Raw genomic sequence first — 15,070 nt, 5'->3', positions numbered from 1 at the left:
TGCGTTGTGGTGAAAGTCACAGCACCAAGGACATGAATGTACACTTGTGCACTGAAATTATTATTCAAGCCCCTTTTCGGGCCTGTTCGGGTGCCTAAGACTGCCGCACTTTCGCCTTTCACGCCAGTCGCAGATGGTCGAAAGGCCTGCACTACTGCACCCAGCGCTGCAGAATTTGCTGCAGATCAGCGCGTTTGAAGGGCTTGGCCAGGTAATCGTTCATTCCAGCCGATAAACAGGCTTCACGGTCGCCCTGCAACGCATTGGCGGTCAGGGCGATGATCGGTAAGTCTACGCAGCCGGGCAGCAGACGAATGTGGCGGGTTGCTTCATATCCGTCGATGATCGGCAGTCGGCAATCCATCAGAATCGCTTCGAACATCAGGCTCTCGGCACTTCGTATCGCCTGCGCGCCATCGGTCGCGACGCTGACAGTAAAGCCCAGACTGCGCAACATTGCTTCGATGACCGTCTGGTTGACCGGGTTGTCCTCCACCAGCAGCACATTGCGCCCTTCGCCATGGCCGTCGCCGGCCTTTGTGCGTGGCTTCAATTGCGGCAGTGACTGCTTATGAAGGGCCAGAGGAATTTCCAAGGTGAACACCGAGCCCAGGCCTTCTTCGCTCTGGGCGCGCAAGGTGCCGCCCATGCGTTCGGCCAGGGTGCGGGCAATCGGCAATCCCAGCCCGGTGCCGCCGTAACGCCTTGAAATAGAACTGTCGGCCTGCTGGAACGCATTGAACATCAATTCCAGGCTTTCGGCCGAAATGCCAATCCCGCTGTCGCGCACGGTGCAAGTGAACCACAGCAGTTCGTGATCCAGGGACTGCCATTGCGGTTCGATACTGACGCGGCCTTGCTCGGTGAACTTCAGTGCATTGCCGATCAGGTTGACCAGAATCTGCCGGATCCGCGTCGGGTCGCCCTGAACCTGCAAGGCGCGCATGTCCTCGGGAATCGCCAAGGCCAGATCGAGCCCACGTTGCGCCGCGCTGTGCTGGAACGACTGGGCGCAGCTGCTGATCAGGTCCGCGAGGTTGAACGGAATGTGTTCAAGCTCCAGTTCCGAACGCTCGATGCGCGAGAAGTCGAGAATGTCGTTGATGACTTTGAGCAGGTGTTCGGTCGACTCCGAAGCCAGCGCCGCATACTCGATCTGCTCCTCGGTCATGTCGGTGGTTTCCAGCAGTTGCAGCATGCCCAACACGCCATTCATCGGTGTGCGCAGTTCGTGGCTCATCATCGCCAGGAAGTCGGACTTGGCATTGTTGGCCTTCTCAGCTTCTTCGCGGGTCTGGATCAATTGCGCCATGGCCTGATGCTGCTCACGGCTGGCCTGCTCGAGACCCTGCGCGAGGTTGTTGATGTGCTGCGACAACGCGCCCAACTCAGTGTCATCGACGATCGGCAGCGGCGTTTTGTAGTCGCCGTCCTGGATCGCCTTCACGGCGTGGCCGATGTCGCGGATCGGCTGCGACAGGCTGCCGGCAAGGCGCCGGGCCACCAGAAAGGTAAACAGCAGCGCGAACAAAGCGAGAATCCCTGCCTTGAACAGGATTTCCTGCTGGCGCTGGCTGAAGGCGTCGTTGGACAAGCCGACGATCACCCGGCCCAGATAGTCCTCGGGCGGGGCCGAGTTGGCGGCTTTGCTGCCCTGGAAGAAATCATTGTTCAGCGCGATCCGTTGCAGCCGCACTGGCGCCTGGAATACTTCGACCTGGTGCGAGCGGGCATGGGTTTCCGACGGTTGCTCGACGTACACCAGAATCCGGTTGGCGCTGTCCTGGACTTCGAGAAAACGCACGTTGGGCGTGGCCAGCGTGGCCTTCAGCAAACTTTCGAGGACCTCGTTGTTGCCCGAGATCACCCCGTATTCCGTGGCGGGGGCCAGTTGGTTGGCGATCAGCTGGCCGGTGTGGTTGAGCTCCTGGCGCAGGTCCTGGATCCGCACGAAGGTGAAGAAACTGATCAGCAGCAACGTCAGCAACAGGGCGGGGCCGAGGCTGATGATCTGTGTGCGGGTGTTGATGTCCCAACCGCGACGGAAGGTCATGGGCGGCTTTCTCCTTCGGCCAACTGTGTTGCGACAGATGCATCATTCATCTGTTCAATCCCTAATGAACGAGCCACTTGCGGGTTACTCAAGACTTTAAAGTGTTGCGGATAGAGCATCCGTGGCCAATTCGTCGTAGGTCGGTCGAGCAATTCGTCGAGCACCACCAGCCAATCACTCTGATCGCTGTAGGTGCTGGCCAGGCTGCCGGCCTTGACGAAGGCTGCGTTGGGACCGACCAGCGCCAGTTGCCGCGCGTAGCTGCTCAGTAAAAGGTTTTTCGCGGTTTTCGGGTTGTACAAATCGGGATCGTCCAGGCCCAGCAGCACGTCGCTGTTTTTCAGCAACGTCTGCAAGGGACGGCTGTCATTGGTGTTGTCCCAGCGCTCCGTGACCAGTTCAAACCCTAGGGGTTGGGCGGCCCGATGCAGTTCTTCCAGGAGGAATTCGCTGTGACTGTCGTACAGCACGCCAACCCGGCGTGCCTGGGGCAGGACAAGTCGGGTCAGGCGCAGTTGCCGATCCAGTGGCGGATCACTCCATAGCAGGCTGAGCTGCGGCGGCAGGTTCGTGCCAAAGCGTTGCCGGGCTTGCAGGCGGCTGATGCGCAGCACCAGCGTCGCCGGGCCTTTGGCCTCTTGCAGGCGCCAGTCGAGGCTCGGCAGATCGAGCAGAATCAAGCGAGTGGCGGCCGGCAGTTTGTCGGGCGCCGGAAGGCTCGCCAGTGGCTGGAAGCGCACGTTATCCGTGGGGCGCAGTTCGCTCAGTGCCTGCGCGAAGGATTGCACGCCGGGACTGTCTTCGGCGCCGGTCAGCAGAATGTCGGCGGCCTGAATCGGCAGGCTGCCGAGCAAGCTGGCAAACACCAGGCACAACCCTGCCAGCAGGCGGCCAAGGGTTGGCGACTTCCGCGACAGGCGATGCAGCATTTAAAACGTCAGCTCCGCGCTGAAGTAGAGCACCCGGCGCTCGTCGTAGTTGTTGTCGACGAAGGTGGTGGGTTGATTGTCGAGTCGCTGCTGGAGCACGCCGGCCAGTTCCAGATTGGCCTTGCCCAGGCCGATGCGTTTGGCGATGCGCGTGTCGACGCGCTCGAAGCGGTAACCGTTGAGGGCGTCGTCCCCGTAATAGAAGAGGGCGCTGTTCCAGCCGTGGCCCCAGTTGCGCAGCCAACCGGCGGAACCGCTGTTGCGCGCCGTCAGTCGCTCATCCTGTGGATTGCTCGCCTCGGCATCGACGTAGGCGTAAGTCAGGCGCAGGCGGTCGGCGCTGCTCAGGCGCCAGTCCAGCTGGGTTTCCGCGCCCTTGAAACGCGAGCTGTTGGAATTGCTGGCGATGTACTGATTGTTGCGCAGGGGTTCGCTGATCATGCCGCTGATTTCGTCGTAGAACAGCTTTACATCGACCGTCAGCCCAAGCTCCGCGAAGTAGCCGTTGTAGCCCAGCTCGCGCGAACGCATGCGTTCTTGTTCGAGGTCGCCGGGGCCGCGGGTCTTGACGAAATACCGGGCGCTGGTCTGGCCGTAGGCACTGGGCCGCAGGTTGGTCACCTGGTAACTCCAGTTGACGTTGTTCTCGAACATGTCCGGTGAGCGGATGGCTTCCGAATACACGGCGCGCAGGCCATGACGCGGGTTGATCAGGTAATTGACCGCCACCCGCGGGGTCAGCGAGCTGCCGGTCAATTGCGTGTCTTCGAACATCGCGCCGCCCTGCAGCAACCAGTGCTCGGTGGCGCGCCACTCGAGTTGGCCGAATGCCCGCCAGGTGGTGTCGTCGAGCGTGCCATTGAAGTAGGTCTCGGAATCTGCCCGGTCGTAACGATAGTTCATGCCGCTGACCAGGCGCAGACTGTCGGACAGGCTGAGGGTGTCTTGCAGTTCAAGGTCGTAGCGCGTTTCCCGGGCGCTCTGGTCGATATCGCCACAGAGGGTTTGCCGGGCGCCGGTGCGCCATTGCGCCAGCACTTGATTACCCAGTGCACGTTCCGCCACCGTGCCGGCGGGTGCACCAGGGCCGGTAAAACGCTCGATGTTGCGCGCCAGGCGTTCGGTGTAGTTCGGGTTGAGCTGCCAGAGTTCGGTCAGTTCAGGGCTGAACGAAACTTCGGCATCACAGGCACGCCAGGTCTGCTGGCGGTCCCAATGCTGCGCCGACCCCTGGATATAAAGGCTGTGATCAGGATTGATGTCCAGGTTCCAGCGCAACGAACCGGCGTAGTCCTTGGCAACGACGTCGGAATTGTTCCCGGCAGCGGTAATCCCGGAGAACACCGGGCGGTAGGTATAAGGCCGCTGGTTGCTTCCGTCCTTGGCGTTCAACTGCCAGTCGATGCTTTGGTTTTCACTCAGCGTCTGGCTGACGGCAAGGTTGAAGCGGTTCAAACGGCGACTGTCGCGATAATCGGCACCGTTGCGGTGGGTATCGAAGCCGTCATCTTCTTGGCCGGACAGCGACAGGCGCAGGTCGCCGCCGTCCCAACCCAGGCCCTGGCTGGCATAAAAGTCATTGATGCCGCGCTGACCACGGGTGACTTTCATCCGCGTGCCGTGGCTGTCGGCCGGGTTGCGCGTGATGATGTTGACCACCGCCATCAGCGCGTTGGCGCCATAGCTGACCGTGTTGGGGCCGCGGAAAACCTCGATGCGCTCGATGTCTTCCATGGCCACCGGAATATCACTCCAGTCCACCGTGGCCAGGCCGGCGCGGTACACCGAACGGCCGTCGATCAGCACCTGCATGCGCCGCGCTTCCGTAGCGTTGGTGCCGTGGTAGTTCACCGCCGCCTGGTTGCCGCTGATATTGCCGACCATCATGCCTGGCACCAGGCGCAGCAATTCGCTGATATCCCGCGCGCCACTGGCGTTGATCAGTTCGCTGTCGATCACCGTCATGCTTCCCGGGACGGCGGCCGGCGACTGCTTCAGGCGGGTGGCCGTGAGCACTTGCGGCAGCGGTTCGTTGTCGAGAAACAAGTCGTCGGCCAGCAATGGCGAGCTGAAAAGCAGGGCCAGAACCAGCGGCGAGCGGGGTGAAGGAGAGCCAAACGACACGAAACGTCCTTGATAGTGATGAGATGGCGCGCATGTTAACCGAGCTGATCGACTTTTCCATTCACGATGCCGGCATTTTCCTAGGATTTATTGGTCTTCTTCCTACAAGTGCCGGTAATTGATACGGGGGCTGGCCGCCACTGGGACGCTCCGTATAATGCCGACATCGCCACTGGTATGGATTAACGGATTGCATATGACTGAACAGCGCCCAATTGCGGTCCTGGGAGGCGGAAGTTTTGGTACCGCCGTGGCTAATCTGTTGGCCGAGAACGGGCATCAGGTCCGGCAGTGGATGCGTGACCCCGAACAGGCCGAGTCCATCCGGGTCAATCGCGAGAACCCGCGTTACCTCAAAGGCATCAAGATTCTTCCGGCGGTGGAACCGGTGACCGATTTGCAAGCGACCCTGGACGCTTGCGACTTGTGCTTTGTCGCGCTGCCGTCCAGCGCGCTGCGCTCGGTATTGGTCCCGCACGCCGAACGGTTGAGTGGCAAATTGCTGGTCAGCCTGACCAAAGGCATTGAAGCCCACACGTTCAAGCTGATGAGCGAGATCCTCGAAGAAATCGCCCCGCAAGCGCGCATCGGTGTGCTGTCCGGGCCGAACCTGGCCCGCGAAATCGCCGAACACGCGCTGACCGCCACGGTGGTGGCCAGCGAAGACGAAGAACTCTGCCAACGGGTTCAGGAAGCGCTGCATGGCCGCACCTTCCGGGTGTACGCCAGCGCCGACCGTTTCGGCGTGGAGCTGGGCGGGGCGCTGAAAAATGTGTACGCGATCATCGCCGGCATGGCGGTGGCGCTGGGCATGGGTGAAAACACCAAGAGCATGCTGATCACCCGGGCGTTGGCGGAAATGACCCGCTTCGCGGTGAATCAGGGCGCGAACCCGATGACGTTCCTGGGGTTGGCGGGCGTTGGCGACTTGATCGTCACGTGCTCATCGCCGAAAAGCCGCAACTATCAGGTCGGGTTCGCCCTTGGCCAGGGGTTGAGCCTGGAAGACGCGGTGACCCGTCTGGGCGAGGTCGCCGAAGGCGTGAACACGCTCAAAGTGCTCAAGTCCAAGGCCCAGGAAGTGGGCGTCTATATGCCGCTGGTCGCCGGGTTGCACGCGATCCTGTTCGAAGGGCGCACGCTCAATCAAGTGATTGAACTGTTGATGCGCGGCGAACCCAAAACTGATGTCGACTTCATTTCCACCAGCGGTTTCAACTGATCACGCTTTCGAGATAAAGCAGGGAGTTGCACATGAACGATCCGAAAACAGAGGCCACCTACGAGTCCATTCTGCTGCGGGTGTTATGGATGATCGTCTTCTTGCTGGTCTGGCAAGTGGCGCAGTTCATCCTGGGCGCGGTGGTGCTGGTGCAACTGATCTATCGTTTGATTTATGGCGCCCCGAGCGCCAGCCTGATGAACTTCGGCGACAGCCTGAGCCAGTTCCTGTCGCAGATTGGTCGTTTCGGCACCTTCCACAGCGACCAGAAACCCTGGCCGTTCGCCGACTGGCCGACGCCGCGTACCCCGGAAGGCGAAGCGCCGCACGCTGTGCCGCCCGCGCCACATCCGGTCCGAGATGAGGAGCCGAAACTATGAAACTCTGGGTATTGCGTCATGGTGAAGCCGAGCCATACGGCAGTCGTCCTGATTCCGAGCGGGCATTGACCGCCCACGGTCGTGAAGAAGTGCTGCGCACCGCTGCCGAGTTGATCGGCAAGCCGATTACCGCGATCTATGCCAGTCCTTTTCTGCGAGCGCAGGAGACCGCGATGCTGGTACGTGAGGCGCTGGGGTTCGCGCCGGAGATCCGCACCGTTGAATGGCTGACCCCCGACAATCGCCCGCAAGCGGTGGCCGAGCAATTGGTGTCTGTCGATCACGCGTTGCTGGTCAGCCATAACCCGTTGGTGGGTAACCTGTTGGGTTACCTTCAGAACGGGCATGTGCAAGATCCGGAATCGGTGAAAACGGCCGGCCTTGCAGAACTCGAAGGTGACTTGCCGCTGGCCGGCGCAATGAAACTCAAAGGCATCAAACACCCGTAACTGCGTTGGCTTCTGGCTCTTTTAGGAGCGAGGCTTGCCCGGGAAGCTGTTGGCGTCTTTAAAGGCCCCTTCGCGGGCAAGCCTCGCTCCTACAGGGGGTGGCGGCGTTGCGGGATTTTGTATGAAATAGTCAACCAAGCAACCGCTTGGTTGACTACGCTTGCTCCAGACCAAAAATAAAGGAGCGAGTCGCATGTCTGCTGCTTTTCGTTTGCCGCTGGACGTCTTTTACGAGCGTGAAGCCCGTCATCCCCGCCAGCGGTTTCTGGTCCAGCCTACCGGCGGCGGACAAGTCGAGACCCTGAGCTGGGCCGACGTCGGCCACCAGGCTCGCTGCGCCGCGCACTGGCTGCGGGCCCGCGAATTGCCCCAAGGCAGTCACATCGCCCTGATCTCGAAAAACTGCGCCCACTGGATCATCGCCGACCTGGCGATCTGGATGGCCGGCCATGTGTCGGTGCCGTTGTACCCGAATCTCACCGCTGAGTCCGTTGCGCAAGTGCTCGAACACTCCGAGGCGGCGCTGGCGTTCATCGGCAAGCTCGATGACTGGCCGGGCATGTCACGCGGGGTCAGCGCCAATCTGCCGACCATCAGCCTGCCACTCCATCCGCCCGGCACCTTCGATTTCAGTTGGGCCGACTTGCAACGCACCTCGCCGATCCAGGACGATCCCAAACCCGCCGCAGACCAGCTGGCGACCATCATTTACACCTCCGGCACCACCGGGGTGCCCAAAGGCGTGATGCACAGCTTCGGCAATCTGGGCTTTGCCACCACGCGCGGCACTCAGCTGTTTGGCCTCAACGAGTCGGACCGATTGTTGTCCTACCTGCCGCTATGCCATGTCGCCGAGCGAATGTTCGTCGAGCTGGCGTCGATTTACACCGGGCAAACCGTATTCTTTGCCGAAAGCCTCGACACCTTCCTCACGGATCTGCAGCGTGCGCGGCCGACCGCATTGTTTGGCGTGCCGCGGATCTGGACCAAATTCCAGATGGGCGTGTACAGCAAAATCCCGGCAAAACGTCTCGATTTTCTGCTGGGCCTGCCCTTTATTGGCAAGCGGGTAGGGCACAAAGTGCTCGCCGGGCTGGGGCTGGATGCGTTGCGCGTGGCGTTGTCCGGTGCGGCGCCCGTGCCGCAGACCCTGTTGCTGTGGTACCGCAAGCTGGGGCTGGATGTGCTGGAGGTCTACGGCATGACCGAAAGCTGCGGTTACTCCCACATCGGCCGGCCCGGCGATAACAAACCCGGCTGGATCGGCAAGCCTTGCCCGGAGGTTGAAGTGCGGATCGCCGATAACGGCGAAGTCATGGTGCGCAGCGGTGCAACCATGCTCGGCTATTTCAAGGAGCCCGAGAAAACCGCAGAAACCATCACCGAGGACGGCTTCCTGCGCACCGGCGACAAGGGCGAGGAAGATGCCGAAGGCAACCTGCGCCTGACCGGGCGACTGAAGGAAATCTTCAAGACCAGCAAAGGCAAATACGTCGCCCCAGCGCCGATCGAAAATCGGCTGGCGGTGCATTCGCGCATCGAACAGGTGTGCGTGGTCGGCGATGGCTTGAGTGCGCCTCTGGGTTTGTGCGTACTGTCGGCGGTGGGCCAACAGGATGCTGGGGGAGCGGCGAGGGCGGGGTTGCATTTAAGCCTGGAAAAGTTGCTGGAGGAGGTCAATGGCGTGCTCGACAAACACGAACGCTTGCACCGGTTGGTGGTGGTCAAAGACAGTTGGGCCGTGGAAAACGGCTTCCTGACGCCGACCCTGAAGATCAAGCGCAACGTGATCGAAGCGGCTTACGGCGCTCGCTTCGAAGAATGGAGCGAGCGCAGCGAGACGGTGCTGTGGCAGGATTGAGCCACGAATAAAACCAACAAAGGAAAGCAAGATGAGTCTGTGGCGTACCACTCCCAACGTCGAGCAGTTGAACGCAATCCAGAAAAATACCATCGGCGAAGTGCTGGATATTCGCTTCGAAGCCTTTGATGACGAGTCCCTGACCGCGAGCATGGTCATTGACCACCGCACCCACCAGCCTTACGGCTTGCTGCACGGCGGCGCGTCGGTGGTGCTGGCCGAGACAGTCGGTTCCATGGCCAGTTACCTGTGCATCGATGCCAGCAAGTTCTATTGCGTTGGCCTGGAAATCAACGCCAACCACTTGCGCGGACTGCGCAGTGGGCGGGTGACGGCGGTGGCCAAGCCGATTCACATCGGTCGCACGACACATGTCTGGGATATCCGCTTGAGCAGTGATGAGGGTAAGGCCAGTTGTGTGTCGCGGTTGACCATGGCGGTCGTGCCGTTGGGCGAGAATCCACCGACCCGCTGAAACGCACCCCTGTAGCAGCTGTCGAGCCCCGGACGCAGCCTCGCCGGGGCTCGATAGCTGCTACACAGATCTTCATCAGGTTTAACTTTTGAGCCATGCCCCTGACGGGACTGTCATCATTCCTGGCACTTACAGTCATTGCCGCGGCCTCGCGTCTTACGGACAATCAACCTTTGTTCTCGCTCATGGATTTGCCGGTATGTCGCAACAGATTTTTTTCGCCCACGCCAATGGCTTTCCTTCGGGCACCTACGGCAAGTTGTTCGCGGCGCTGGCGCCCGAGTATCAGGTGACGCATCTGGAACAGCACGCCCACGACCCGCGTTTCCCGGCGGACGACAATTGGCACAACCTGGTGGATGAGCTGATCCATCACCTCAAACAGCAACCGGAACCGGTCTGGGGCGTCGGCCACTCCTTCGGTGGCGTGTTGCACCTGCACGCGGCGTTGCGTTGCCCTGAACTGTATCGAGGCGTGGTGATGCTCGATTCGCCGGTGCTGACCCGCGCCGATCAATGGGTGATCCGTGCGGCCAAGCGTTTCGGATTCATCGACCGCCTGACCCCTGCCGGCCGCACATTGGGGCGCCGGGAAGAGTTCGCCGATCTGGAAGCGGCGCGGCGCTATTTCGCCGGTAAAACCCTGTTCCGCAGCTTCGACCCGGAATGCTTCGACGCTTACCTGCAACACGGTTTGCAAAAAGTCGGCGACAAGCTGCGCCTGCGTTTTGACCCGGCCACGGAAATCAGCATCTACCGCGGTGTCCCGCACACCAGCCCCGGTCGCGCACGGCAGTTGAAAGTGCCGCTGGCGGTGGTTCGCGGGCACAAGAGCCGGGTGGTGATGCGTCACCATGCAAGCTCCGTCGGGCGCATGCCACTGGGTGAGTCACTGACCATGCCCGGTGGCCACATGTTCCCCCTCGAACGTCCGCAAGACACCGCCACGCTGCTGAAAAACCTGTTCAGCCGCTGGGAAGGTCGTCGCCAGCAGGATTGCGCATGAGCCACGTCGTCGAAGAAGTTCGCCTGAGCCTGCCGCACATCGAACTGGCCGCGCACCTGTTCGGTCCCGAAGACGGCCTGCCAGTGATCGCCTTGCACGGCTGGCTGGACAACGCCAACAGCTTCGCCCGGCTGGCACCGAAGCTCAAAGGCTTGCGCATCATCGCCCTGGACATGGCCGGTCACGGTCACTCCGGGCATCGCCCCACCGGTGCCGGTTACGCGATGTGGGACTACGCCCACGACGTGCTGCAAGTGGCCGAACAGCTGGGGCTGGAGCGTTTTGCACTGCTGGGGCACTCCATGGGTGCGATCGCTTCGTTGATCATCGCCGGGTCGATGCCGGAACGCGTCACGCATCTGGCGTTGATCGACGGCATCATTCCTCCTACAGACAAAGGCGAAAATGCCGCCGAACGCATGGGCATGGCCCTGCAAGCGCAACTGGATCTGCGGGAAAAACGCAAACCGGTCTACAGCACCCTGGACCGTGCCATCGAGGCGCGCATGAAAGGCCTGGTGGCGGTCAGTCGCGAAGCCGCCGAGCTATTGGCCCAGCGCGGACTCATGCCAGTGCCGGGCGGTTACACGTGGCGCACCGACAACCGCCTCACGCTGCCGTCGCCGCTGCGTCTGACCACCGAGCAGGCCATGGCCTTCGTCCAGAGGGTCAGTTGCCCTGCGTTGCTGGTGGTTGCAGCCGACGGCATGCTCGCCAAACATCCCGAGTTGCTGGAGCGTCTACCCTTTAGCCGTGAACAGCTGCCTGGCGGCCATCATTTACACCTGAATGACGAACCCGGCGCCGACCTTGTCGCAGACTGTTTCAATCGGTTCTTCGCCGTTCCTTGACTTGCGCCGGGCAACTGTCGAGGCTGGGCGGGTTGAAATGGGAGACAACCATGATAGATCTCTACACCGCTGCGACCCCGAATGGCCACAAGGTCTCTATCGTGCTCGAGGAACTCGGCCTGCCCTACACGGTGCACGCCTTGAGTTTCGACAAAAAGGAACAGAAGTCACCGGACTTCCTCAAGATCAATCCCAATGGCCGGATTCCGGCGATTGTCGACCGCGCCAACGGCGATTTCGCCGTGTTCGAATCCGGTGCCATCCTGATTTACCTCGCTGAATTGAGCGGCAAACTGCTGCCCAAGGACCCGAAAGGGCGCTCGGTCGTCCTGCAATGGCTGATGTTCCAGATGGGTGGAGTCGGGCCGATGCAGGGCCAGGCCAACGTGTTTTTCCGCTACTTTCCGGAAAAACTCCAGGGCGCCATCGACCGCTATCAACATGAAACCCGTCGCCTCTATGAGGTGCTCGATACGCGCCTGCAAGCCGTGGAGTTTCTGGCCGGTGAATACAGCATTGCCGACATCGCCACTTATCCGTGGGTCCGTGGCCATGAGTGGTCGGGTGTCGAGGTCGACGGTTTGCCGGCCTTGCAGCGCTGGATGGCAACCATGGAAGCGCGTCCGGCGGTCCAGCGTGGTTTGCTGGTGCCCGAGCGCATCGATGATGCCAGTGTCGTCAAGGGTGCCCAGGCCATGCTGATCCGATGAGTCTATCCATGCGTTCATTCAGTGTGCTGGCGCTGTGTTGTTTCAGTCCCTTGTTATTTGCCGCCGATGTCCCGGGCAGTCAGGACTTGCCGATCGTGCCGCGTATGGCCGATGCGCAGATCGTTGACTATCGCCCCGGCGTTGAGCTTGAGCGGATTTATCCGCTGGGCTCGATCCGTAAGATCAGCGGCCAGTTGCGCTTCGATGGTCAGGTCAGCGCCCGGGGAACGGCGACATCGGTGACCTATGAGTTGCCGCCGGAGCATTCGTCAACCGACGCTTTCACCGCCGCGCGTGAAGCGTTGCAGAAGCAGGGCGCCGGCTTGCTGTTCTGGTGTCAGGCGCGTGATTGCGGTGAAAGCAGCCTCTGGGCCAATGATGTCTTTGGCAACGCCAAGTTGTACGGTGCCGACGATCAACAGGCGTACTTGTTGTTGCGTCTGGCGGCACCCCGGGACAATACGTTGGTGGCGCTTTACAGCATCACTCGCGGCAATCGCAAAGCCTATCTGCACGTCGAGCAGTTCGACGCTGCGGCGCCGCTGGGTGATTTGCTGCCGACGTCGGCGACCTTGCTGCGAGAGCTGAAAAGTACGGGTGAGCTCGATTTCCCCAAATTGAGCGCCGATCCTGATGCCACCTGGCTGCGCCTGATTTCTCGCGGCTTGAACCTCGACACCACCTTGCGGGTCAGTGTTTCCGGGTCGAATGCCGAAGCCTGGCGCCAGGCGCTGATCGGGCAGGGCGTGCGGGCGGCGCGAATGGAAGCCGGCAGCGCCGAAAGCCCAGGCCTGCACATCGAACTGTTGCGATAAGCTTCATCAGGCAAACGCGGCTGGCGCGTTTGCCTGCTCTTTGTTGACTGATTTTTTCGAGAACCTACATGCTCAATAACGATCGGCTGTTGGTGCAGATCCTGCTCCTGGTGCTGTTTGGCGCGAGCCTCTGGGTGATGGCGCCGTTCTGGTCGGCCTTGTTCTGGGGCGCGGTGCTGGCATTCGCCAGTTGGCCGCTGATGCGGTTGTTGACCCGCTGGCTCAATGGCCGGGAATCCCTGGCCGCGCTGGTGTTGACACTGGGCTGGATGTTGCTGGTGGCGGTGCCACTGGTCTGGCTCGGGTTCAACCTGGCGGATCACGTGCGTGATGCCACGGCGTTCATCAAGGATGTGCAGATGGATGGTTTGCCGGAAGCCCCGACCTGGCTGGGCGGCGTTCCTTTGGTGGGCGAGCGGTTGGTGGTGATCTGGAACAGCATCGACCAGCAAGGCGCGGCGATGATGGTGGCGGTCAAACCGTATCTGGGCCAGGTCGGTAACTGGTTGCTGGCACGCAGCGCGCAGATTGGCGGCGGGATTCTCGAACTGACATTGAGCATTGTGTTCGTGTTCTTTTTCTACCGTGACGGGCCGCGGCTGGCGGCGTTTGTCCATGGGCTGCTGGAGCGCCTGATCGGTGATCGCGCCGGGTACTACATCGAACTCGTGGCCGGGACGGTGCAGCGGGTGGTGAACGGGGTGATCGGCACGGCGGCGGCGCAGGCAGTCCTTGCGTTGATCGGGTTCTTGATTGCCGGGGTGCCCGGGGCGCTGGTGCTGGGCATCGTGACGTTCATGCTCAGCCTGATTCCGATGGGGCCACCGCTGGTGTGGATTCCGGCCACCGCGTGGCTGGCCTGGAAGGGTGAGTACGGGATGGCGGTGTTTCTCGGGATCTGGGGCATGTTCATTATCAGTGGCGTCGACAACGTGCTTAAGCCGTACCTGATCAGCCGGGGCGGGAATTTGCCGTTGGTGATCGTGTTGTTGGGCGTGTTTGGCGGGTTGATTGCGTTTGGGTTTATCGGGCTGTTTATCGGGCCGACGTTGCTGGCGGTTGCGTACAGTCTGTTGACGGACTGGAGCAAGAGTCATGCGCGGGTAGAAGATCGCCGGCCTTGAGATTTTCGGTGGGACTGAGGGCCTAAAATTCGTGGGCAAGCCTCGCTCCTACAGGTCAGATGCCGGCCACTATTCCGTGTGCAACATCAAACCTGTAAGAGCGAGGCTTGCCCGCGAAGCTTTTGACTCAGGTCGATACGTTCAGGTACTTGCCCACGCTCGCCACGTTATCGAGCGAATACTGCTTGCTCAGATTGGCGATCATTTTGTTCAGCGCTTCATTGACGTTGAATTGGGCAGTGGAGTTGTCGCTGGTTTTCTCGCGATCCGTTTGCAACGCAGCTTTCAGTTCATCACTGCTGACCCCGTCGCTGCTGTCACTGTCCAGCACTTTGAGCAACGCGGCGCTGGTGTCGGTGCTGGTCGATGAGGTGCTGTTGCTGGCCTGCAGCGCGCTTCTCAGTTCGGTGGCGGTCACGCTGCCATCGCTGTCCGTATCCAGCTGGCTGAACAATTCTTCGCTGGACACCAGCTGCGGTGGCGGTGGCGGCGGGGTCAGGCTGGCGGCGAGTTCGTCCTTGCTGACGGTGCCGTCCTGGTTCTTGTCCAGGGCCGAGAAGATTTCTTTACTGTCGGCACTGCTGCCAGCGTTGTTCAGACCGTTGCTCAATTCGTCGCTGCTGATGGCGCCGTCACCGTCGGCGTCCAGGGCGCTGATGAGCGCGTCGGCCAGTTCGGTGTTGGGTGCCTGGTCATGCGGCGGTTGCGGCGGCGGTGCCATTGCCGCCATTTCCTCGCTGCTCAAGCTGCCGCTCTCGTCGCTGTCCAGATTGCCGAAATGCTTGCTCAAACTGACCAGCAGGCCGTCGTCGGTTTTCTGCGACAGGGCGCTTTCAAGTTCGCCCTGATCCACCGCGCCGTCGCTGTTGCTGTCGAGCTTGGCGAACAGTTCTTTCTGGAATTGCTGGCTGCGGGCGTTGTTGGTCGAGGTGCTGCTGGTGCTGGTATAGCTCGTGTAGTTGCTGACACTACCAATCATTGGACTCGCTCCATGGAATGGAAAACCGGCGGTGCACCGGCTTATGCAGCGTCAAGGGGCAAGGTGTCGTGGGTGTGTGGAGTTTGTACCGT

Annotated in this window: 14 protein-coding genes; 10 read left to right on the top strand and 4 right to left on the bottom strand. The window is 61.1% G+C overall.

Going from position 1 to position 15,070, the window contains the following annotated elements; all coding sequences use genetic code 11:
* Window positions 1-151: 151 nt before the first annotated feature.
* Genes ACA051_RS21700 through ACA051_RS21690 form a run of 3 tightly spaced genes read right to left on the bottom strand, consistent with a single transcriptional unit; the run spans window position 152 to window position 5,106 of the window.
* Window positions 152-2,053, bottom strand: coding sequence for an ATP-binding protein (locus ACA051_RS21700; RefSeq protein WP_497371868.1), 1,902 nt, complete (start codon window positions 2,051-2,053; stop codon window positions 152-154).
* Complete coding sequence (locus ACA051_RS21695) at window positions 2,050-2,982, bottom strand: ABC transporter substrate-binding protein (protein ID WP_497371866.1); 933 nt, start codon at window positions 2,980-2,982, stop codon at window positions 2,050-2,052. Before ACA051_RS21695 ends, ACA051_RS21700 begins: the two co-directional genes overlap by 4 nt.
* On the bottom strand, window positions 2,983-5,106 hold the full coding sequence (locus tag ACA051_RS21690; protein WP_497371864.1) for a TonB-dependent receptor plug domain-containing protein: 2,124 nt from the start codon (window positions 5,104-5,106) through the stop codon (window positions 2,983-2,985).
* A 196-nt stretch (window positions 5,107-5,302) separates the two neighbouring features.
* On the opposite strand from ACA051_RS21690, the gene ACA051_RS21685 reads away from it, so the two are divergent.
* The 10 genes from ACA051_RS21685 (at window position 5,303) to ACA051_RS21640 (ending at window position 13,999) form a co-directional block, all read left to right on the top strand.
* Entirely contained in the window at window positions 5,303-6,328 is a 1,026-nt protein-coding gene (locus ACA051_RS21685; RefSeq protein ID WP_497371862.1) for an NAD(P)H-dependent glycerol-3-phosphate dehydrogenase, read from the top strand.
* A gap of 32 nt (window positions 6,329-6,360) precedes the next feature.
* Complete coding sequence (locus ACA051_RS21680; protein ID WP_497371860.1) at window positions 6,361-6,708, top strand: DUF4389 domain-containing protein; 348 nt, start codon at window positions 6,361-6,363, stop codon at window positions 6,706-6,708.
* Window positions 6,705-7,157, top strand: a complete 453-nt coding sequence (gene sixA, locus ACA051_RS21675; protein ID WP_497371858.1) for a phosphohistidine phosphatase SixA — start codon at window positions 6,705-6,707, stop codon at window positions 7,155-7,157. Before ACA051_RS21680 ends, sixA begins: the two co-directional genes overlap by 4 nt.
* 193 nt (window positions 7,158-7,350) lie before the next feature.
* Window positions 7,351-9,018, top strand: a complete 1,668-nt coding sequence (locus ACA051_RS21670; RefSeq protein ID WP_497371856.1) for an AMP-binding protein — start codon at window positions 7,351-7,353, stop codon at window positions 9,016-9,018.
* A 31-nt stretch (window positions 9,019-9,049) separates the two neighbouring features.
* On the top strand, window positions 9,050-9,493 hold the full coding sequence (locus ACA051_RS21665; protein ID WP_497304611.1) for a hotdog fold thioesterase: 444 nt from the start codon (window positions 9,050-9,052) through the stop codon (window positions 9,491-9,493).
* A 199-nt stretch (window positions 9,494-9,692) separates the two neighbouring features.
* Window positions 9,693-10,499 carry an alpha/beta fold hydrolase gene (locus tag ACA051_RS21660; protein WP_497304609.1) on the top strand — a complete coding sequence of 269 codons (807 nt, stop codon included), beginning with the start codon at window positions 9,693-9,695 and terminating at the stop codon, window positions 10,497-10,499.
* The gene (locus ACA051_RS21655; RefSeq protein WP_497304607.1) at window positions 10,496-11,350 is read left to right on the top strand and encodes an alpha/beta hydrolase; all 855 of its coding nucleotides are present in this window, start codon (window positions 10,496-10,498) and stop codon (window positions 11,348-11,350) included. The genes ACA051_RS21660 and ACA051_RS21655 overlap by 4 nt, the downstream gene beginning before the upstream one ends.
* Window positions 11,351-11,400: 50 nt before the next feature.
* A complete protein-coding gene (locus ACA051_RS21650) occupies window positions 11,401-12,060 on the top strand; it encodes a glutathione S-transferase family protein (RefSeq protein WP_497304606.1) in 660 nt (219 codons plus the stop codon).
* Window positions 12,061-12,068: 8 nt separating this feature from the next.
* Window positions 12,069-12,875, top strand: coding sequence for a DUF4892 domain-containing protein (locus ACA051_RS21645; RefSeq protein ID WP_497304604.1), 807 nt, complete (start codon window positions 12,069-12,071; stop codon window positions 12,873-12,875).
* Window positions 12,876-12,943: 68 nt separating this feature from the next.
* On the top strand, window positions 12,944-13,999 hold the full coding sequence (locus ACA051_RS21640; protein ID WP_497304602.1) for an AI-2E family transporter: 1,056 nt from the start codon (window positions 12,944-12,946) through the stop codon (window positions 13,997-13,999).
* A gap of 127 nt (window positions 14,000-14,126) precedes the next feature.
* On the opposite strand, the gene xopAW is transcribed toward ACA051_RS21640, so the two are convergent.
* Window positions 14,127-14,978: a XopAW family type III secretion system calcium-binding effector gene (gene xopAW / locus ACA051_RS21635; protein ID WP_497371854.1), complete on the bottom strand. Its 852-nt coding sequence runs from the start codon at window positions 14,976-14,978 to the stop codon at window positions 14,127-14,129.
* Window positions 14,979-15,070: the final 92 nt, after the last annotated feature.

This window comes from Pseudomonas sp. LBUM1669 (assembly GCF_059695705.1).
Note: the sequence above shows the minus strand (reverse complement) of the source record. Positions and strands in the feature narration are given on the sequence as shown.

Coding starts and splice junctions, on each gene's coding strand:
- ACA051_RS21700 (WP_497371868.1), bottom strand. CDS start 2,053: ATGACCTTCCGTCGCGGTTGGGACATCAACACCCGCACACAGATCATC.
- ACA051_RS21695 (WP_497371866.1), bottom strand. CDS start 2,982: ATGCTGCATCGCCTGTCGCGGAAGTCGCCAACCCTTGGCCGCCTGCTG.
- ACA051_RS21685 (WP_497371862.1), top strand. CDS start 5,303: ATGACTGAACAGCGCCCAATTGCGGTCCTGGGAGGCGGAAGTTTTGGT.
- ACA051_RS21680 (WP_497371860.1), top strand. CDS start 6,361: ATGAACGATCCGAAAACAGAGGCCACCTACGAGTCCATTCTGCTGCGG.
- sixA (WP_497371858.1), top strand. CDS start 6,705: ATGAAACTCTGGGTATTGCGTCATGGTGAAGCCGAGCCATACGGCAGT.
- ACA051_RS21670 (WP_497371856.1), top strand. CDS start 7,351: ATGTCTGCTGCTTTTCGTTTGCCGCTGGACGTCTTTTACGAGCGTGAA.
- ACA051_RS21665 (WP_497304611.1), top strand. CDS start 9,050: ATGAGTCTGTGGCGTACCACTCCCAACGTCGAGCAGTTGAACGCAATC.
- ACA051_RS21660 (WP_497304609.1), top strand. CDS start 9,693: ATGTCGCAACAGATTTTTTTCGCCCACGCCAATGGCTTTCCTTCGGGC.
- ACA051_RS21655 (WP_497304607.1), top strand. CDS start 10,496: ATGAGCCACGTCGTCGAAGAAGTTCGCCTGAGCCTGCCGCACATCGAA.
- ACA051_RS21650 (WP_497304606.1), top strand. CDS start 11,401: ATGATAGATCTCTACACCGCTGCGACCCCGAATGGCCACAAGGTCTCT.
- ACA051_RS21645 (WP_497304604.1), top strand. CDS start 12,069: ATGCGTTCATTCAGTGTGCTGGCGCTGTGTTGTTTCAGTCCCTTGTTA.
- ACA051_RS21640 (WP_497304602.1), top strand. CDS start 12,944: ATGCTCAATAACGATCGGCTGTTGGTGCAGATCCTGCTCCTGGTGCTG.
- xopAW (WP_497371854.1), bottom strand. CDS start 14,978: ATGATTGGTAGTGTCAGCAACTACACGAGCTATACCAGCACCAGCAGC.